The organism is Massilia sp. DJPM01 (genome assembly GCF_030348125.1).
Taxonomy (GTDB): Bacteria; Pseudomonadota; Gammaproteobacteria; order Burkholderiales; family Burkholderiaceae_D; genus Telluria_A; species Telluria_A frigida.
The window spans coordinates 135,080-155,570 of record NZ_JAQOZV010000008.1; the positions used below are offsets into that span (position 1 = coordinate 135,080).

Sequence of the window (20,491 nt, forward strand, 5' to 3'; positions counted from 1 at the left end):
CCGGCACCGACATACTTTCTATCTACGAAGAGTGCGAGTAGCGCCGGATTTCCCGGCTGGAATCTGTGTATTGAAGAAAAGATCACTGTCCCGATCCCGCAATGGCGCCGCCGCGACTTCGCGTGTGATCTCCGCAGAGGCCAACATCAGATTGTGGGCTGGTAGTAGCTGGTGCCAGGCGCCGTCAGCGCACGGCAGAACGAAGCGCGTAAGACTTGGTTCCAGCTGGCGTTGATTTCGCCAGTCCTTATCTCGTGCATCCACGTGGTCGACGACGCTTGGAGAATGACGGGATAAGGGTAGCGGCCCGTCGGAAGTCATTCAAACGACGGACGGGCTAGGGTGCAGTGCAGCAGGATTATGGTTAGAATGGTCCGTTATATTGCCGCCGCGAAGCGTCCGCGCGCAGCGCCCACTCAAGAGGCCCGCATGACCCTGAATTTTCCACTGATCCTGAACCTTGCCATCGCGCTGGGCGTGTGCTTTCTCCTTTATAAGATGCAGGAGGCACATGCCTCGTTCACCAAGCGTGTGTTTACGGGCCTGGGCGTGGGCGTGCTGCTGGGAGCGGCTTTCCAGCTGTTCCATGGCGCGGCCTCGCCCGTCATTGCCGACACCAATGCCTACCTCGACATCATCGGCACCGGCTACGTCAGGCTGCTGCAAATGATTGTGATGCCGCTGATCATGGTATCGATCATCGCCGCCATCCTCAAGCTGCGCGACGCCTCGTCGCTGGGCAAGATCAGCGCGCTGACCATCGGCATGTTGATGCTCACCACCATGGTGGCGGCCGGAATCGGCATCTTGATGGCCAAGCTGTTCGGCTTGAGCGCCGTGGGCCTGACCGCCAGCGCCGCCGAAGTGGCGCGCGGCGATTATCTGAAGGGGCACCTGAACACGGCCCAGGCGATCTCGCTGCCGAGCATGATCATCAGCTTCATTCCCGCCAATCCCTTCCTCGACATGACCGGCGCGCGCAAGACCTCGACCATCGCGGTGGTGCTGTTTTCGATTTTCGTGGGGATCTCGGCGACCGGCATCGCGGCCAAGCAGCCGGATATTTTCGACGCCTTCGACCGTTTCATCAAGGTCGCGCACGCGATCATCATGCGCATGGTGACCCTGGTGCTGCGCCTGACCCCGTTCGGCGTGTTCGCGCTCATGACGCAAGTCGTGGCGGGGTCGAGCCTGGACAGCATCGTCAAGCTGATCAGCTTCGTGACAGCCTCGTACAGCGCCCTGCTGCTGATGTTCTGCGTGCATTTGCTGCTGATCAGCGCCTCCGGCCTGAACGCGATGCGCTACGTGAAGAAAATCTTCCCGGTGCTCGCCTTTGCGTTCACCTCGCGCACCAGCGCCGGCTCGATCCCGATGTCGGTGCAGACCCAGACCAGCCGCCTCGGCACGCCGGAAGGCATCGCCAACTTCGCCGCCTCGTTCGGCTCGACCATCGGCCAGAACGGCTGCGCCGGCATCTATCCGGCCATGCTGGCGGTGATGATCGCGCCCACGGTCGGCATCGACCCGATGACGCTCGGCTTCATCGTGCCGCTGATCGCCATCATCACGGTCGGCTCGGTCGGCGTGGCCGGCGTGGGCGGGGGGGCCACCTTCGCGGCCCTGATCGTGCTGTCGGCGATGGACTTGCCGGTGGCCCTGGCGGGTTTGCTCATTTCCATCGAGCCATTGATCGACATGGGCCGCACCGCGCTCAACGTCAGCGGCTCGATTACGGCCGGCACGGTCACCAGCCGCGTGCTGGGCCAGACCGACATGGCGGTCTTCAACAGCGACGCCGCGCTCAATCTCGATGCCGACGAGAAAGCGGCGTAAACATGACGCCACAACTGCTTGTATCGTGCGCTGATCCGCCGCCGAATCCGTCTATGATGACGTCGTGTCAACATGTCAAGGGCAGGCGAATCGATGGAACAAAAGTGGCCCCAACAGATCTGGCTGGTCAGGCACGGACAAAGCGCCGGTAACGTGGCCCGCGATGCGGCGGAAGCGGCGGCCGGCTTGCATATCGATATCGCCGAGCGCGATGTCGACGTGCCGCTCTCGGCGCTCGGCGCCGAACAGGCGCGCGCGCTGGCCACCTGGTTCGCAGCCATGCCGGAAGACCAGCGGCCGAACGTGGTGCTGCATTCCCCCTACCTGCGCGCGGCCGAGACCGCCCGCATCATCATGGAGCAGCTCGGCCCAGGCAGCCTGATGGCCGTGCACGTGGACGAGCGCCTGCGCGAAAAGGAATTCGGCATTCTCGACCGCCTGACCGTGCTCGGCATCCAGCATCAATATCCGGAGCTGTACGAGCAGCGCCAGCACGTGGGCAAGTTCTACTTCCGCCCACCCGGCGGCGAAAGCTGGTGCGACGTGATTTTGCGCCTGCGCAGCATCATCGACACCATCACCCGTGAATTCTGCAAGGAACGCGTGCTGATCGTCGGCCACCAGGTCACGGTCAACTGCTTCCGCTACCTGTTCGAGCGGCTCGACGAAGCGGCTATCCTCGCTTTCGACCGGGCCGGCGACGTGCCGAACTGCTCGGTCACCTCCTACAGTTTTGACGCGACCCAGGGCAAGCACGGCAAGCTCGGCTTGCAATTGACTAACTTTGTCGCTCCCCTGGAAGCGGCAGGCACGCCGGTCACGGCTCAAAAAGATGTGCCCGCTGCTCCGAAAGCGTAGGCGCGCCGGTCCCATGGACATGCCGCTCGCCAGCACCCACATGGTCACCATCGACAGCGCCGCCCTGCGCGCCTGGCCGCTGCCCATGCCGCCCGCCGAGGGCGACAAGGAGCGGCGCGGCCATGTGCTGGTGCTGGGCGGCTCGTGCGAAATGCCGGGCGCCGTGATTTTGGCGGCCACCGCCGCCCTGCGCGCCGGCGCCGGCAAGCTGACCATCGCCACCGGCGCCAGCGTGGCGCAACTGGTGGCCCTGGCCATGCCGGAAGCGCGCGTGATCGGCTTGCGCGAGACGGCCGACGGCGGCTTCGAGCGCGATGCGCTGGCCGAACTCGATCCGCTGGCTGACAAGATCGACGCGGTGCTGATCGGCCCCGGCATGCAGGATGAGGCGGCCACGGCGGCGCTGGTGCGCGCCCTGCTGCCGCACCTGGAAGGCGTCAGCGTGGTGCTCGACGCCAACGCGATGGGCATCGTGACCAATCCCGACCTCGATGGCGAGAATGCACCGTTCCGCTTTGCCCAGACCGTCATCCTCACCCCGCACGCGGGCGAGATGGCGCACCTGAGCGGCAGCGCGAAAGAAGAGATCCTGGCCGACCCGGACGGCGCCGCCAGGGACGCGGCGCAGGCATGGAACGCGGTGGTGGCCCTGAAGGGCGCGCGCACCGTGATCAGCGCGCCGCAAGGCGGCCCCTGGCAGCACGAAGGCGGCAACGTGGGGCTGGCCATTTCCGGCTCCGGCGACACCCTGGCCGGCATCATCGCCGGACTGGCGGCGCGCGGCGCGACCCTGGCCCAGGCCACCTGCTGGGGCGTGGCCCTGCATGCGCAGGCGGGCGAACAGCTGGCCTTGCGCTTTGGCGTACTGGGCTACCTGGCGCGCGAGATTGCGGCCGAAATTCCAGCCCTGATGGAGCAAGCCGCCCGTTCCTGATGGCGACGGAATGGCCGCGGCCAGGCAAAACGTTTGATCAGTATCAAATTGCGCGGACATGGAGGTAAATCTACGTCAGATACGCAAATTAATATGAACTGGCGCAGATGTTGAAAGTCTAATTTTTACAGTCGAATTCGCGCATCAGCTAACGGGACCGCGTTATCCACGACGTCGGTTCCCTGATGGTCCTCGCCGGCGCATGCATGACCGGCAGGATCGACCTGGCGCCGTTGCCTGCGGCAAGTCGGAAGGACAGGCAGCGGTACTCAATTGACGTGACCGAGGAGTAAACAATGAAACCATTCACCACCGCACCAAAAATCCTGCTGACCGCGGCGCTGCTGGCGTCGATGCTCGTTGCCTGCAAGCGCAATGACACCCCTGCCACCGGCACCGGCACCAGCGACACCACCACGTCGGGTACGACCTCCGGCACCACCTCCGGTACCAGTGGAACCAGCGGTACCAGCGGAACGGGCACGACCGGAACAGGCGATACCGGCACCAGCGGCACAGGGACCAGCGGTACGGGTACCGGCAGCACCAGCGGTACCGGCACCAGTGGCACGACGGGCGATACCGGGACCGGCGCCTCCGGCACGGGCACGAGCGGCACCGGTACCTCAGGCACCAGCGGCACATCGGGCACGAGCGGTACCTCGGGCACCAGCGGCACATCGGGCACGAGCGGTACCTCGGGCACCAGCGGCACCTCCGGCAGCACGGACACAAGCCCGCCACCTGACAAGGGCAAACGTTAACCGGGCAGGCGCAGCGAAGGTGACAGCCGCCGCTTTCTACAGTTGCAGGAGCGGCGGCCCTGGTGCTTGCCACCTTGCGTCAATCGGCACGTAGTGTGGGCATGCCCGTTTTACACGCGCATTGAACGCATCAAAAGCTGACATTCAAACGGCGCTTGTACACCTCAAGCCGGTTGCGGGCGCGCGTTACGAAATGCTCGTAAAACAGCAGTTCCGAGTACAGTTCGCCGTACTGCCGCCCGGTCTTCGGATCATCCAGACGCGCCGTGAAAAAATAGCCGTCGCTGGCGGGGAATTTTGTCCATCCGGGCGGCATGCGGCTCTCATCCATGCAGTCCCCCACCAGATAGCCATAAAACCGCTTTATCCGGCCATCGGACTTTGCCGCCAGCAATCGCGCGTACTGTGCCAGGTCGTTGATGTGCTCCTGTAACTCGACGCCGGGAGCCTTGAATTCGATGATGATTGCCGCGCCTTCCTTGTTGAAGATGGCGATATCGGGGCGCTTCAAATGGTGCTCATCATTGTTGATGCGAAAAAGCCGCTCCAGGCTCGCGTCGATGTCGGCCTCGAACAGTGTCTTGCCATCCCAGGAAATCGACGACAAGGCCTTGTCCGATGCAATGTGATCGTAGTAGTGGTACTCCTCGTTCAAAATCCAGATATCGTGATCGACCGTATCGTCGCTATCCTTGCCGGTCGGGAAGAAAATATTGTGGATGATCTTTTCATGCTCACGACGTTTTCCAGGGGCATCCTGCTGGCAGTCGAGCATGAGTTCCGTGGCGCGCTGTAATACTTCGAGCATGGCGGTGCGGCGCACCACCAATTGCGACAAGTTCGCCATATCCATCTTTTGCAGACTGCTGGTGTAGCGCCAGGACAGGTCGCTGAGCACATTGCGAAAGTCACTACTGCGGGGATCGAGTTTCAGGAGCGCCTGCTTCATGTCGACGATTTTGGACGTGTCGTTCACGATTTCGTCCAGGAACTTCCTCAGCGCGCGCTTGGCGATATTTTCTTCCGTATCGCCATAGTGGATTTTGATGTTGGCCGCCTCCAGCATGGATCTGGAAATCCCGAATTTCTCTTGCGTCGAACTGATCAGCGCATCGCGATTGAAATCCGGAGGCGTGAGGATGGCATACACCGTCTCTTCCAGCGAATCGATGATGTCCTGCATCGACATGCCTTCATCAAAATCCCTGGCATGGCCGCATTCCTTGGGCATGTCGAAACCATCGCGCTGCACATTGACCTTTTGATCGAGGATCTCTCCCTCGACCAGCAGCAGCTCGATTTTGCCATCGATCGGCCGGCGCCTGTCCGCCGCCGACCTCAGGAAATGCCTGGTCAATGAGAAGGCAATCGCGGAATTGGCGCACAGAGCCACCTCGTGCTCAAGCGACGGGCTGTCGGCCTGGTCGAGCGAATAGCGCGTCAGTTTCAGCTCGCAGCAGCCGATATCGCTGCGGTGGCCACAGCTCAGTGTAATGGGCAGCACGCCGGCCGCCGTGGGTAGCTGGTCCGAAGTGATCAGCTGTTCGGATCGTTCGGCACCGGCAAGCTCGACAATCGCAACAGTGAAATCCCCGATGATGTTCTTCAGGACGATGAAACGCTGCAAGAACGACGTGTTAAGGACATTGTGAATGGTACGCGCGGAGAAATCGGTGCGGATCGCCGGGGTGTCGGCCAAGCCGGCGAACGTGCGTTTCGTCATTCTTTTCAGCGTGACGCAGGTTTCAATGTCGCCCGTATCCTGCCGTGTGTCGAAATTGTCCTCAGTGATTTCACGCGCCTCGGCGCTGGCCCTGAGCGTGCGCCGCCAGCGGCTGCCCCGCGCCTCGTACACACTGTCGATATCGAGTTGCGCGAAGTAATGGAAAAACTGGATCCGGCCGGCGCCCTTGCATTTGCCGATGCCCTGGATCCGGAGATAATCTTTATAGGTCGTATCTTTGGTGACGAACGCCTTGACCTGTTCGTCGCCAAAGCCGGCGCCATTGTCCTTGCACCAGACGGCAAACTCGTCCTCCGTCTCCGACATCAGCGAACTTTTACGGAATTCGATCCCGATCTCGATACGCAGCGCCGGTGCGTGCGCATCTTCGCTACGCCGTATCAGATACGAATCGATCGCGTTGGACAACAGCTCCTCGAACACCACGTACCTGTTATGGCTGATGGAAGTATTCTTGAGGCCGCCGTTGATGTCGAGCGTCATGGAAAATCATCGTGTTAATCGATCAGCGGTACAGTATGAAGCCGATTCAATGCGATTGCAATGCGCTCCGACAGCCTGCCGGCACTGCGTAGTCGCAGCGCCGGCGGAACCGCCATAACGCCTGTGCTACTTGAGCGGCAGCGCGGCCCGCGCGGCATCAGTGCGATTGTCACCCGTGGCCAGGCGCACCACCCGCATGATCAGGCGATAGACCAGGCGAACAAAGGTGAGGAACAAGATCACCTCGATGAAAGTCGCCAGGAAGGCCAGCAGCGGACCGAAGCGCACTGAACGGCGACGGAACTTGGCGCCCATGCTGTCGGTCTTGATTTCGATGCTGTCATAGAAGGTCGGCACCACCAGCAGGGTCAAAATGGTCGAGGTGATGGTGCCGCCGATGATCGCGATCGCCAGTGGACGGTAGAACTCGCCGCCCTCGCCCAAGCCCAGCGCCACCGGGAACATGCCGGCGATCAGGGCGAAGGTGGTCATCAGGATCGGACGCAGGCGCGCGCGCCCCGCCTCCATCAGCGAATCTTCGCGGCTGTGGCCTTCCCGTTCGCGCGAACGGGCCGCGTCGAGCAGCAGGATGGCATTCTTCGCCACCAGGCCCATCAGCATGATGATGCCGATGAAGCTCATCAGGTTGAGCGTGTTGCCGGTCACCAGGAGCGCCACCACCACGCCGATCAGGGACAGCGGCAGCGACAGCATCACCGCCAGCGGCGCCGTGAACGAACCGAACTGCATCACCAGGATCAGGTACATCAGGCCGATGCCCGACACCAGGGCGATGCCCATTTCGGTAAACAGTTCCTGCTGATCCTGGCCGGCGCCGCCCAGTTCACGCCCGTAGCCGGGCGGGTAATCGAAGGTATCGGCCAGTTTCATGGCGTCGTCCGTGACTTCGCCGTTCGAGCGCCCCTGCGCATTGGCCGAGACCGAAATGGTGCGCTTGCCGTTCTTGTGCGAAATGCCGGACGGTCCCTTGCCCATGGTAATGGTAGCGATCTGGTCGAGCGGCACCATCTGGTTGGTGCCGGTCACGGCGATCGGCAAGCGTTCGATGTTGTCGGCGCTGATGCGGTCGTCCGGATGCAGGCGCACCGCCACGTCGCGCGTTTCGCCGGTCGGGTCGACCCAGTCGCCCACTTCGACGCCGGCAAACGCCACCCGCAGCGACTGCGCCGCATCGTTGACGGAAATACCCATCGAATTGGCCAGGCCGCGGTTCAGCTCGATCTGCAATTCGTTTTTCGGATCTTGTTCGGACAGGCCGACATCGATCGCGCCCGGCACCGCGCGCAGCTTTTCCATGTAGGCGGTGGCAATGTCGAGCAGCTTGCGCGAATCGGGCCCGGTGAACTGGATCTGGATCGGCTTGTTGGCGCCATTGTTCATGTCGTCCAGCACCACGTATTCGGCACCGACCAGCTGGGAAATCTTGGCGCGCAACTCGACCGCGATTTCCTTGGCGCTGCGCGAGCGGGTGGCGCGCTTGCCGATGTCGACATACACCTTGCCGCCGCCGGTGTTGATGAAGGCGTTGGTATCCTTGGTTTCCTTGATCGAGCGCGCCAGTTCGGCCGCCTTTTCCAGCTTGGCACGCGAATACTCCACGCTCGACGAGGCCGGCGTGCGTATATCGATCAGCAACTGGCCATAGTCGGCCGCCGGCAGGAAGCTGGTGCCGCCCTTGGCGCCCTGCAGATAAATCGCACCGGCGAAGGTGGCCACGGCGATCAGGGTCATCCAGATGCGGTGATGCAAGGCCCAGGCGATGACGTGGCCGTAGCGGTCGGCCTGGCGGTCGAACCATTCGTTAAAGTGATGCAGCAGCAGCGACAAGCCCTTTTTTGGCGCCGTGTGATGGTCCGGCGGGTCGCCCCAGTAAGCCGACAGCATCGGGTCGAGCGTGAAGGAAATGACCAGGCTGACCAGCACCGAGCAGGTCACCGTCAGCGCGAACGGACGGAACCATTCACCGGACACGCCCGGCATGAAGGCCACCGGAATGAACACGGCGATGATGGAGAAGGTGGTCGAGGCCACCGCCATGCCGATCTCGGCGGTGCCTTCGAGGGCGGCCTTGCGGCGGTCGGAGCCGCGCTGCATGTGGCGCACGATGTTTTCGCGCACCACGATCGCATCGTCGATCAGCACGCCGATGGCCAGCGACAGCCCGAGCAGGGTCATGAAGTTGAGCGTGAAGCCGCACAGCCAGACCGCGATGAAGGAGGCGATCACCGAGGTCGGCAAGGAGAGCGCCGTGATCAGGGTCGAGCGCCAGGAATTGAGGAAGGCGTACACCACGAAGATGGTCAGCACGGCACCGAAGATCAGCGATTCGATCACATTGTTCAGGCTGCGCTGGGCTTCATCGCCGCCATCGCGCGTGATTTCCAGCACGGTGCCTTTCGGCAGTTCTTTTTCCAGTTCCTTGATCAGTTTCTTGGCCCTTAGCGCCACGCTGACGGTACTGGCATCGCGCGAGCGGGTCAGGGTGATGCCCACGTTCGGCTTGCCGCTGCGGATACTCAGGTTGTTGACTTCGGCAAAGCCGTCGCGGATTTCGGCCACTTGCGCCAGGCGCACGATTTCATCGCCACGGCGCTTGACCACGATTTGCTGGAATTCCTCGGGCGACTCGATGCGGCCGACCAGGCGGATGCTTTTTTCGTCGTATTCGCCGCGAATCTTGCCCACCGGCGCATTGGTGTTTTGCGTGCGCAAGGCATTGACCACGTCGGACACGGCCACATTGTATTCACGCAGCTTTTCGGCGCGCAGCAGCACCGACAGTTCGCGCCGCAGGGCACCGTTGACGTTGACCGTGGCCACGCCATCGATACCGCGGAAGCGGTCGGCCAGCACATCCTCGGCCAGGCGCGAGATTTCCGCATGGCTCTGGCTGGTGGACGACAGCGCCAGGTTCAGGATCGGCTGGGTGGCCGGGTCGAGACGCTGCAGGATCGGTTCGCGCATCTCGGTCGGCAGCTTGTAGCGCACCGTGGCGATGGCGTTGCGCACCTCGTCGGACGCTTCGATCAGGTTCTTGTCGAAGTTAAACTCCAGCCAGAACTGGGCATTGCCCTCGACCGCATTGGCATGCACATCGGTCACGCCGGAAATGCTGAGCAGCGACTTTTCGATGCGGTTGATCACTTCGCGCTCGACCGTGTCCGGCGACGCGCCCGGATACGGAATGTTGATCTGCAATACCGGCACTTCGACGTCGGGATTCTGGTTGACGCGCAGCTTGGTCAGGGCTAGCAGGCCCATGCACATCAGGGTGATGATCAGCACAATCGTGGCGATTGGCCGCTTGATACTGAAATCGGAAAGGAACATGGCTTATTTCCCCTGCACGACAGGCGCGGCGGCGGCAACCTTGGCCGGCGCCAGTTCCACCTTCTGGCCCTCCTTGAAAGCCGAACTTGGATTGCGCATGACCGTATCGCCGGCGGCCAGGCCTTGCTTGATCTCATAGTTGCCTGTGCGCGTGTCGCGCGGCCCGACCGCCAGGTCGACCTTTTTCAGCGTTTTATCCTTGAGGCGCCAGGCGTAGGCCTTGTCGCCGGCCTTGACCAGCGCGCCTTCGGGCAGCATCAGCGCAGCCTTGGTTTCCGCCTCGATCCGCCCTTCCCCGTACAGGCCGGACACCTTCGGCACCGCCGAGCCGGGCGCAAAGCCGACCAGCACCTCGACCTGGCGCGTGACTTCGTTGGCGGCCGGATCGACCCGCTTCACCACGCCGCGAAATTCTTCGCCGGCATAGCCATTGATACGGAAGCTGACCGCCTGGCCGACCTTGACCGTGCTGATACGGTCGGCCGAGACGCGTCCCTCGAAGCGCATGCTGGATGGGTCTATGACTTTCAGCAATTCCTTGCCGACGGATGCGGTATCGCCGGCCGACACCTTGCGTTCGCTGACCACGCCGTCGAAGGGGGCGCGCACCACGGTGCGGCCGAGTTGCTGACGGGCCAGGGCGGCGCGCGATTTGGCGGCCGATACTTCGCTCAGGGCATTGTTGCGGCGCACTTCGGCGTCATCCATCGCCTGGGCCGAGGTCATGCCCGAGGCACGCAGGGTTTTCATGCGTTCCAGCTGGCGTTCAGCCTGGTCGAGCGCCTGGGAAGCGGCGCGGGCGGACTGCTCGGCCGAACTGAGGCTGTCGCGGATGGCGGTTTCGTCGAGCTTGACGAGGATGTCGCCACGCTTGACGGGGTCGCCGTTTTCCTTGAGCACCTGCAACACCACGGCCGACACTTCGGCGCGCAGGTCGGCCTTGCGTTCGGGCTGGACCGAGCCGGTCACGACCGGACCGGACGCGAGCGCGTTCGATTGGATGGTGAGCAGATCTTCCGGAGAAACCAGCAACTGGACGGGCGCGGCGGCCTTGGCATCCTTGCCCGGATCTTTAGCGTCCTTACTGCAGGCGGCGAGCGCCGTAGCGATGGCGAGGACGAGCATTGTTTTGCGCAGCATGGGATTCTCCGGGATCAAATCGGTCAGACGTATGTATCAAATTGAAAACTTCCAGCGCCAAAGTATCCTTGAGACGGATATCGACGTCAATTAGCGATCTTTCAACTTGCCTGTTTCGATGGCTGAACTGCGGATTTGCGGGACTGAACTGCATTCGTGCCATGCTGAACTGCAACAATCGGGGTGGAATGATCGTCGCTGGCACTGCCAGGCACGACTCCCCGCGCCACACCCGTAGGCGATGGCGCGGGTCAATGCTGCGTCAAAAGCGCTGGAACAAGTGAAACACCGCAAACCCCATGCCGATGCCGGTGCAAATGCCGCCCGTGATTTCGACCAGCGTATGTCCCATGCGTTCCCGCAGATGGGTATGGTCGGCGGCGCTGCCGGCCAGGCGGTTGATGGCGGCAGCCTGGCGTCCGACGTGCTGGCGCAGGCTGTTGGCATCGATCATCACGATGAATGCCAGGGTCACGGCGACGCCGAAGGCCGGGCTGCCCATGCCCTCGCGCAGGGCGATCAGGGTCGCCATGCTGGTCACCACCGAGCTGTGATTGCTGGGAAAGCCGCCGTTGCCGACCAAATTGAACGCCCAGCGCCGCTGGTGCGCACTATTAATCAGGAACTTGATTGGTCCCACCACCAGCCAGGTCAGGACAGGCGTGATGAGGTAGCTGATATCCATGCGTACATCCTTGTTGTCGTTAAACCGCACAATTGCTGCGTAATTAACAATTATCGCAGATCACGCCCTTGCCAAGGCAGCATAAAAGTTCGGCGGCCTGCTTTTTGGCCACCGATTTCGGCGCCGGCGCGGGCAGGCCGCCGGGCGTCTGGCGCCAGGCGCGCCCGGCCGGCATGCAGCACCGGAGCGCGGCCGGGTGCGCGCGTTTGACTGCTCATCGGGCGGGAAACCTATTAGAATGACATCAGACCGCCGCCCGCCGGCGCCCGCCATTCGTATCGAACTTTTCCCCGGGAATTTGCCCATGCGCCACTTCAGACTCTCTTTCATTGTCACCTTCGTTCTCCTTGCCGTTGCCTGCTGGTGGGGCTACTCGCGCGGCGGCGTCCCCGGCCTGCTCAATGCCCTGTGGATCGCCGCCGTGCTGGGCGTGCTGGAAGTGTCGCTCTCGTTCGACAACGCCGTCGTCAACGCGTCCGTGCTGCGCCACTGGAACGACTTCTGGCGCAAGCTGTTCCTGACGGTCGGGATCATCGTGGCCGTGTTCGGCATGCGCTTGCTGTTTCCCTTGGTCATAGTCTCGGTCGCGACCGGGCTCGGCTTGCTGGATGTGTGGACCATGGCGATCAACACGCCGGACGAATACTCGCGCCACCTGACCGACAACCATGCGGAAGTGGCGGCGTTCGGGGGCGCCTTCCTGCTGCTGGTCTTCCTCAACTTTTTATTCGACGAAGAGAAGGAACTTCACTGGCTCGGATGGGTCGAAGAGAAGGTAGGCACCTACGGCAGCGAGAGCCTGGCGGTACTGCTGACCCTGTGCGCCTCGTTCGTGGCCATGTACCTGGTCCCGGAAGCGCGCAAGCTGAGCGTGCTGATGGCTGGCGTGCTGGGCGTGGTGATTTACGTGGGTGTGAACTGGATCAGTTCCCTGCTGGAGGAAGAAGAAGCCGACCCGAGCATCGGGCAAATCGTGTCGCGCGGCAGTATCGGTGGGTTTCTGTATCTGGAAGTGCTCGACGCCTCGTTCAGTTTCGACGGCGTGATCGGCGCGTTTGCGATCACCAGCGACGTGGTCATCATCATGCTGGGCCTGGCGATCGGCGCCATGTTCGTGCGCTCCATGACCGTGTTCCTGGTCGAAAAAGGTACCTTGCAGGAGTTTGTCTATCTGGAACACGGCGCGCATTACGCGATCGGGATCCTGGCGCTGATCATGTTCGCCAGCGTGCGCTATCACATTCCGGAGTGGTTCACGGGGCTGTCGGGCGTGGCGTTCATCCTGGTGTCGGTGTGGTCGTCGCTGCGCTACAAGAAACAGCAAGAGGCGCTGGGCGTGGCTTGACGGGGCAAGGTTCACGGTGTGATGCCAGCTGCTCTGTGCAGCCCCGTGGCCTCGTCCCTGGCGCTGCCGGAGACGACTTCCCGCACCGACGGGAATGCATGCACCTTCCCGGCTTGCTGGCGCAGCTAGTGGCTGAGAAACAACTTGCCGGGAACGCATGCGTTCCCGGCGCGCGCCGCCCTGGCGCGGGAAGTCCTTGCTGGCGGTGCCGGCAAGGACGCAGGACGAACTAGCGCTTTTCCAGCTGCTGCTTCACATACGCCGCCCCCGCGCTGGCCGGCGCCAGCTCCATGAAGGTCTTGTAGGCCTGCTTCGCCTTCGCCACATCGCCCGCCTGGGCATGCGCATCGCCCAGGTTGCGGTACGCCACCGCGCGCGACGGGTCCATCTTCACGGTATTGTCGAACCAGCGCGCCGCCTCGGCGAATTTCCCCTGCTTGTAATACACAAAGCCCAGATTATTCGCCGCCAGGGCAAAATCGGCGCGCAGTTTCAGCGCCTCGGTGAACTCGGCCTCGGCCGCCGCATACTGCTTTTCCTTAAACAGCTGCAAACCGCGGTCATTGGCGCGCTGCGCCAGCTGGCGCGCCGACGACGGCACCGCCAGCGGCGTGACCAGCTTCTGCTCCTTGCCTTGCAAATCCTTGACCGCGACCGGTGCCGCCGGCGCCATCACGCCCGGCTTGTCGTCCGCCTTGGGCGTGTCCGGACGCACCGCGTCGAGCTTGGCGTTGAGTGCGATCGCCTCGGTCGACAGCTGCGCCGTCTGCGGATTCAAGAATTCCGTCTCGATCGGCAACTCGAACACGAAATCGCCCCCTTCCGAGCCCGGCAAGCTGCCAAAGGCCGGCGTCTGGTTCGACACGCCCGCCACCGCCGGCGCCACATACGCCGCCAGCTCGGTGGCCGTGATCAAGCCATCCCCGTTCAGGTCGCCCTTCCCCGCCAGGCCCTGCAGCAAGGTCCAGGTGAACACCGAATGCCCGTTCGGCCCGCCGTCCGACACCAGCTGGTCGGCCCCGCCGGCGGTCAGCATCTGGCGTCCGATGCGGCGCGCGTTATCGCGCAGGAAAGCGCCGGCGCCGCCGCCGCGCGTCAGGCCCAGCCCGCTGTAGCAGGCATCCATCACGAACAACGCATGCTTGGCGGTGAGGCTCTCGGCGATGTTCTGGATCTCGCTCATCGGAATCGCATCGGTGGCGAACTGGGTCGGGTCGGAATCGTAAGGCACGATGTAGCCGAGGTCGCGGCCCGAACTGAGCTGGCGGGTGGCGCCGTGGCCGGCGAAAAACACGAAGATCCGGTCGTTTTTTTGCACCCCGCCGTGTGCCAGGCGGTCATGGAAGGCGCCCAGGATGCCGGCCCGGGTGGCATCGGCATTGTTGAGCGAGACCACGCGCTCGGCCGCGAAACCGAACTTGCCGATCAGCACTTCACGCACACCCTGGGCATCGCGCACCGCGTATTGCAGCTTGGGCCACTTGGGATAGCTGTCGATGCCGATCACGATGGCCCAGGAATTGGCATAGCCGGTGCTGACCGCCACCTTCTCGGCCGGCGCGGCGGCCGTGTTGGCGCTGGTGAAATTGCTGCCGTCCCAGCCGGCGAACTGGTAGCCCTCCGCGATCAGGCGGTCCAGCACGGCAGGCAGCGCCTTGACCGTGCGCGCGTGGATGTCGTGGAACAGGATGATGCCGCGGCCCTCCTTGTCGACCGTACGCAAGACCCGCTCCGCGATCGAGGCCGGGACCGGATCGGCCCAGTCGAGCGAATCGATATTCCACATCACCGAGCGCAGGTGCGCGCCTTCCAGCGCATGCATGCCCTCGCTGTTGCGCGCGCCGTAGGGAAAGCGGAACAGCGGCGCGCGGCTGGCGTCGATGGCTTTGAGCAGCACATCGGTGTTGAGGATCTCGGCCATGAGCTTGTCGCCGGTTTCTTTCGATAACTGGGCGTGCGTGTAGCTGTGGTTGGCCAGCGTGTAGCCGCCCGCCTTGAGCTTGCGGCTGACGGCGGCGCCATCGGACAAGGTGGCCTTGCCGGCGGCATCGACGCTGCCCAGGTTGCGGCCCACGCTGAAAAACACGGCCGGCACCCCGTACTGTTTGAGGATGGCGGCGATTTCTTCGCTGTAGCGCTTGTGCGGTCCATCGTCGAAGGTCAGCACCACGGTTTTCTTGGGCAGGGAAGTGCCGAAAATCTCGTTGGGATCGGGCTCGGCCTTGGTTTTGGTCTCGCGCGGCAAGGCTGACGCCGGGTACGGCATCACCACGCCCTGCTCCTTGAGGATGGTATCGCGCGTGTACAGGGTCTTGAGATAGGCCAGATAACTGTCCCAGCGCTCGCGTTTAAGCTCGATCGCACGCGACTCGTAGCGGCCGAAGACCTGGCGGATTTCCTTCTCATAATTGCGCTCGATCTCGGCCAGCGCATCGAGATCCTCCGACAAGCGCTTGTGGATCTTAATGGCCGGCAAGCTCGAATCCTTGGCCACTTCCGCCAGCAAGCCCTGCAGCAGCTCGCGGAAAGCGAGGCGGTCGGCATCGAACAGGGATTTATCGGACTCGATGAAGCTGAGCAGCTCGCTGACGGCATCGAAGCGGTTCGGCTGGTTCGATGCGAGCAGCGCGGCCAGATCGCGTTCGAGCGACGCGGCGTGCGACTGATTTTCGTGGAACAGGTTCTGGCCGACGCGCTGCGCCTGTTCGCGCTCGTTGGGCGGCATCGACTTCTCGTCGGCGAGCAGCACGATGATTTTGCGGTAATTGGCCAGCAAGGTCTGCATACCGGCCATCAACGGCGCCGTCGTGGAACGCGGCGCAGGCGTGGCCGCTGCTGAGGCCTTGACGGACGGAGGCGGCGGCGGCGTCGCCGGGGTCGGCTTACGTCCGGCAAACAGAACAGCCGCACCGGCCGCGCCCGCGATGGCAAGCGCAGCGGCGATTTTAATGGGAGTGGAAGTCACGGAGACACGCCTGTTGGAAGAAATGCATCGATTGTATTGCAAAACTAAACACCCCGATAATTCCTACACCCCGCACTCAACACTCCCACAACCGGGGTCAGAGCTCTAATTCGCAACGTTTTCGCTTCCTAACCGGGGTCTGACCTCTGATTCGAAATTTTGTAAAATTGGAAAAGCGGAAATTGTCGCAATCGCCCTTGTTCTGCTGCGAATTTCGCGTAAATGAGCAAAAGATCGCGCCCGACAGCATCAGCCCGGTTAACAAAATTGCGAATCAGAGGTCAGACCCCGGTTGGGAAACGAAAAAATATTGCAATTTAGAGCTCTGACCCCGGTTGGGGGATTGTGGCGGCGTGGTAAGGGGCGGCTACTGGTAGCGGGCGAAGATGGTGGCGATGGCGCCGTCGGCAATCAGGCGCTCGATGGCTTTGTCGACCTCGGCCAGCGTGACCTTGCCTTTGGGGGAGACGGCGCACTGGCCCATGTAGCTCTTGACCGCCAGCGGCGGGTGCAGCACGAGCGCGGGGTCGCCCAGCTTTTGGCGGTAGTCGAGAAAAAGTTTGGCCGTGACCACATGCTGCAAGCGCCCCACCGCCAGCTTGCGCAGGTTGGCCAGCGAGCTGACGCCCTCGTCGCGGATGAATCCTTTACCCAGCGCTTCGTCAAGCTCGGGATGGGAGTAGCCAAGCACCGTGCCGATCGCTTGCCCCGATACGTCGACCACGCTGCGCGGACGCTCCGCACTGCGCGCCGTCACCAGCACTTCGGTGATCGGAATAAACGCCTGGCTCCAGCGGAACGATCCGGGGAGCCATTCGGGAACGTAGCTGCACAGCACGTCCGCGCCGCCATCCTCCAGCGCCCGTACTATGCGCTTGCGCGGCAGCGCGACAAACACCGCCGTGCGCCCCATGGCGCCAGCCAGTGCCTGACCGATGTCTTTGTGGATGCCATCGGCCAGTCGGCCGCTCTCGAAGCGCGCCATCGGCATCTCGGTACTGGTGTCGACCAGCACCGACAGCTCCGCCGCTTGCAATCCGGGCGGGATCGACAGCAGCAGGGTCAACAGCAACTTGGGATTCGTCATGCCGCCGATCTTACCCCACCAGCATGAAAACTGCGATGCCAGCCTCCGCGCGCCGCTTGCACCGCCCGTCTCAGCCCTTGGCCGGCGCGGTCAGGCGGCCCAGCACCTGGTGTGTCATCGTGGCCGAGGTCGACCGCTGCGCCGCATCGGTGGCGCTGTTGCGTTTTTCGTCGTCGATGGCGTGCTTGGTAAGCATCAGGGTATGCGTATCGGCTTCCAGCCGGCGCATTTCGAGCGCCACCAGTTCGCGCTTGGCGTCGGCCATTTCCTTGGTGGTGATCGCGCCCTTGCGCTGCATGTCGGCCTGCGCCTGCGCGCTGTCGAGCAGCACGCGCTGGGCATCGCGCTTGTCTTGCGCGGCCAGGGCCGCAATTTCTTGCGCGACCTGGAACTGGCGCGCCATGCTGGCCGCTTCGTGCTCGGCTTCGGCCCGCGTGCGCGCCGACAGGCAGGCCGCCTGTTCGGATGCCAGCCGCGCCGCAATCGCCTGTTCGGCGCGCTGGTCGGCCGCCAGTTGCTGACGCTGGGTGGCCAGCTTTTGCTCGATCAGCGCCAGCGAGGCGCGTTCGGTCTCGACGCTGGCCCGCTCGGCCTCGGCGCTGGCGCGTTCGAGCAGCAGCGCTTCTTGGGCCAGCTTGAGTTTCTGTTGTTCGGCCTCGGCCCGCACTTGCTGGACCTGGGCGCGTTCGGTCGCCACGCGTGCCTGGCCAGCGACCGCGTCGGCAGCGCGTGCCGCCTGTTCGGTTTCGACCTGGGCCTGCTGCGCCAGCACGCGCGCGGCCTCGGCTTCGGTGCGCCCGGCCTGCTCGGCGCCGGCGCCGGCCAGCGCCAGCTGGCGCTTGGCGGCCAGGGTTTGCTCGGCCAGCATGACGGCGGCACGCTCGCTGTCGGCGCTGGCGCGTTCCTGCGCCAGCGTTTCCTCGGCCAGCGCCAGTTTTTGCTGTTCCGAACGGGCGCGTTCGCGCTGCGCCTCGGCCAGCCCGGTGGCGGCGCGCGCCTGCGCGGCGATGGCGTCGGCAGCGTTTTGCGCCTGCACGCTTTCGATTTCAGCCTGTTGCACCAGTTCGCGCGTGGCGTCGGCTTCAAGCCGCTTGGCCTGCTCGGCGCAGGCGGCGGCGGCCACCATCTGGCGCTGGCCGGCGGCGGTTTGTTCAGCCAGCGCAAGCGCGGCGGCTTCGCTGTCGGCACGCGCGCGTTCGTCGGCCAATGCCTGTTCGGCCAAGGCCAGTTTTTGCTGTTCGGCCACGGCGCGCGCACTCTGTGTCTGGGCCAGGTCGATGGCGGCGCGGGCCTGGGCGGCGATGGCGTCGGCGGCGGCCTGGGCCTGCACGCTTTCGATTTCGGCCTGCCGCACCAGATTGCGCGTGGCTTCGGCTTCGGTTCGTTTGGCTTGCTCGGTGCTCGCCGCCAGTTCGGCCAGCTGACGCTGCTCGGCCGCGTGCTGTTCGGCCAGCGCCAGGGCGTTGCGCTCGCTTTCGGCGCGCGCGCGTTCATTCGCCAGGGTTTCTTCAGCCAGCGCCAGCGCCTGCTCGGCCATGGCCAGGGTTTGCCGCTCGGCCTCGGCACGCGCGCCTTGCGCCAGCGCCAGGGCCGAGGCCACGCGCGCCTGGGCGGCGATGGCGTCGGCGGCAGCGCTGGCCTGCGCGCTGTCGATCTCAACCTGCTCGGCGAGCAGGCGGGTCGCTTCGACTTCGATTTGCCGGGACTCGGCCAGGCGCTGTTCGCAATCGGCTTTCTGGCGCAGCAGCACCGCTTCGGTCTGTTCGGCGTCGGCGCGCGCCTGGGCCGCTGCGGCGGCGCGGGTTTCGGCCTCCAAGCGTTCTTGCAGCTGTGCCAGTGCGGCTTGTTCGGCTTCGGCGTGGGCTTGTTCGGCCTGCGCCAGCGCAGCCGCTTGCGCCGCCTTGTCGGCGGCCAGCGCGCTGGCGCGCCGCTGCAGCTCGACCTGTTCGGCAATCGACGCCACGGCGGCTTGTTCGGAGGCGTTTTGGGCGGCGGCGAGATCGGCCGCGGCCTGGGCCAGGCTGGCGCGCTCCTCGGCCAGCGCGCGCGCGCGTTGCTGTTCTTCGGCTTCGGCCAGGGCGGCTGCAGTGGCGGCCTGGTCGGCCAGGGCGCGTTCGTTCGCATGCGCCGTGGCCAGCGTTTCGGCGTCCACCTTCGCTTGCACGACGGCGCTGGCGTCGTCTTCGGCCTTGGCGCGCGCCACGGCGACTTCGCGCAGGCGCTTGTCGACTTCGATGCGTTCTGCGGTCGCGGTCAGGATGCGCGCTTCGGCATCGCGCCGGGCGGCGGCGCCGGCGGCGGCCATCTTTTCCAGGCGTTCGCGGTGCAGCGCGGCGTCGCGCAATTCTTTTTCGGATTGCAGGCGCAGGTGGATCGACTGGGCGGCCACGCGCTCGGACTCGGCCTGGGCGATGGCGATCGCTTCGCGTTCCTGTTCGATGTGGGCCAGGGCGCGTGCCTCTTCCAGCGCGCGCGCTTCGGCCACGGCGCGGGCAAAGGCCGATGCCAGGGCGATCTGGTCGGCTTTTTCACGCTGGACGGTCAATTCGAGCGCTTCGGATTCGGCGTCGGCCAGCAGTTCGGCGGTGTGGCGCGCACCCTTGGCCTGGCGCTCGCGTTCGCGCGCCAGGGTGGTCATGCGGGCGTCGGCGTTGGCGATGTGCAGCACTTCTTCCTGGGCGGCGTGCACCGCGGCGACCCGTTCGACCGCTTGCAGGCGCGCCTGCTCGGTCTGCACCAGCAGCGCTTCAGTAGCGCGCGCGGCCTGTTCGGCCAGCTCGGCTTCGGCGGCGATGTGTTCGGCGCTGCGGCGACGTGATTCTTCGTCGGCTTTCAGGCGCGTTTCGGCAGCCAGTTTGATCTGGGTATCGGCTTCGACCCGGGCCCGCAGTTCGGCGGTTTCCTGGCGCACCGCTTCGAGGCGTTCCAGGCTGGCCTGGGCGGCGGCGCGCAGGGTTTCGAGGCGGTCGCGGTTCGCTTCGATGGCTTCTTCGGAGGCTTGTGCATTTTGCAGGGCGGCGGCGGCGGCGGCGGCGTCCATGGCGGCGCGTTCCTCGGCCAGGCCACGGGCGCGCGCTTCGGCGTGGGCCCGGCTTTCGGCGGCGCAGGACGCCTTGGCTTCGGCTTCGACCCGGGCGATGGCTTCGTGGATGGCGCGCATTTCGGACTGGGCGCGGTCGGGACCCGGTTCGGCGGCAGCAGGCACAGCGGCAGCCTGGGGCGCGGCGCCGTCGGGCGGCAGCGCGATGGTCAGGTTGGCATCGTCGTGCGGGGCTGGTGTCGGTTCCATCGTCGTTCTC

At 64.2% G+C, this 20,491-nt stretch carries 12 protein-coding genes; 5 read left to right on the plus strand and 7 right to left on the minus strand.

All coding sequences use genetic code 11. From position 1 onward, the window contains the following. Positions 1 to 429 precede the first annotated feature (429 nt). The 4 genes from PO883_RS08115 to PO883_RS08130 all read left to right on the plus strand — a co-directional run bounded on the left by PO883_RS08115 (position 430) and on the right by PO883_RS08130 (position 4,392). Entirely contained in the window at positions 430 to 1,836 is a 1,407-nt protein-coding gene (locus PO883_RS08115; protein ID WP_289309298.1) for an L-cystine transporter, read from the plus strand. A 93-nt stretch (positions 1,837 to 1,929) separates the two neighbouring features. Next, on the plus strand, positions 1,930 to 2,694 hold the full coding sequence (locus PO883_RS08120; RefSeq protein ID WP_289309299.1) for a histidine phosphatase family protein: 765 nt from the start codon (positions 1,930 to 1,932) through the stop codon (positions 2,692 to 2,694). Positions 2,695 to 2,707: 13 nt separating this feature from the next. Further along, positions 2,708 to 3,628, plus strand: a complete 921-nt coding sequence (locus PO883_RS08125; protein WP_289309300.1) for an NAD(P)H-hydrate dehydratase — start codon at positions 2,708 to 2,710, stop codon at positions 3,626 to 3,628. A 296-nt stretch (positions 3,629 to 3,924) separates the two neighbouring features. Beyond that, positions 3,925 to 4,392: a hypothetical protein gene (locus tag PO883_RS08130; RefSeq protein ID WP_289309301.1), complete on the plus strand. Its 468-nt coding sequence runs from the start codon at positions 3,925 to 3,927 to the stop codon at positions 4,390 to 4,392. A 130-nt stretch (positions 4,393 to 4,522) separates the two neighbouring features. On the opposite strand, the gene PO883_RS08135 is transcribed toward PO883_RS08130, so the two are convergent. The 4 genes from PO883_RS08135 to PO883_RS08150 form a co-directional block, all read right to left on the minus strand. Continuing rightward, on the minus strand, positions 4,523 to 6,619 hold the full coding sequence (locus tag PO883_RS08135; protein ID WP_289309302.1) for a hypothetical protein: 2,097 nt from the start codon (positions 6,617 to 6,619) through the stop codon (positions 4,523 to 4,525). A gap of 126 nt (positions 6,620 to 6,745) precedes the next feature. Next, positions 6,746 to 9,970 (minus strand): efflux RND transporter permease subunit, encoded by a 3,225-nt coding sequence (locus PO883_RS08140; protein ID WP_289309303.1) that lies wholly within the window; start codon positions 9,968 to 9,970, stop codon positions 6,746 to 6,748. 3 nt (positions 9,971 to 9,973) lie between these two features. Further along, a complete protein-coding gene (locus tag PO883_RS08145) occupies positions 9,974 to 11,110 on the minus strand; it encodes an efflux RND transporter periplasmic adaptor subunit (RefSeq protein WP_167085615.1) in 1,137 nt (378 codons plus the stop codon). A 262-nt stretch (positions 11,111 to 11,372) separates the two neighbouring features. Next, a complete protein-coding gene (locus PO883_RS08150; protein ID WP_289309304.1) occupies positions 11,373 to 11,795 on the minus strand; it encodes a divergent PAP2 family protein in 423 nt (140 codons plus the stop codon). Between the two features lie 304 nt (positions 11,796 to 12,099). On the opposite strand from PO883_RS08150, the gene PO883_RS08155 reads away from it, so the two are divergent. Next, positions 12,100 to 13,140, plus strand: a complete 1,041-nt coding sequence (locus PO883_RS08155) for a DUF475 domain-containing protein (RefSeq protein ID WP_289309305.1) — start codon at positions 12,100 to 12,102, stop codon at positions 13,138 to 13,140. Between the two features lie 229 nt (positions 13,141 to 13,369). On the opposite strand, the gene PO883_RS08160 is transcribed toward PO883_RS08155, so the two are convergent. The 3 genes from PO883_RS08160 to PO883_RS08170 form a co-directional block, all read right to left on the minus strand. After that, complete coding sequence (locus PO883_RS08160; protein WP_289309306.1) at positions 13,370 to 16,105, minus strand: polysaccharide deacetylase family protein; 2,736 nt, start codon at positions 16,103 to 16,105, stop codon at positions 13,370 to 13,372. 367 nt (positions 16,106 to 16,472) lie between these two features. Continuing rightward, on the minus strand, positions 16,473 to 17,192 hold the full coding sequence (locus tag PO883_RS08165; RefSeq protein ID WP_289309307.1) for an ABC transporter substrate-binding protein: 720 nt from the start codon (positions 17,190 to 17,192) through the stop codon (positions 16,473 to 16,475). A gap of 70 nt (positions 17,193 to 17,262) precedes the next feature. Further along, complete coding sequence (locus PO883_RS08170; RefSeq protein ID WP_289309308.1) at positions 17,263 to 20,481, minus strand: hypothetical protein; 3,219 nt, start codon at positions 20,479 to 20,481, stop codon at positions 17,263 to 17,265. Positions 20,482 to 20,491: the final 10 nt, after the last annotated feature.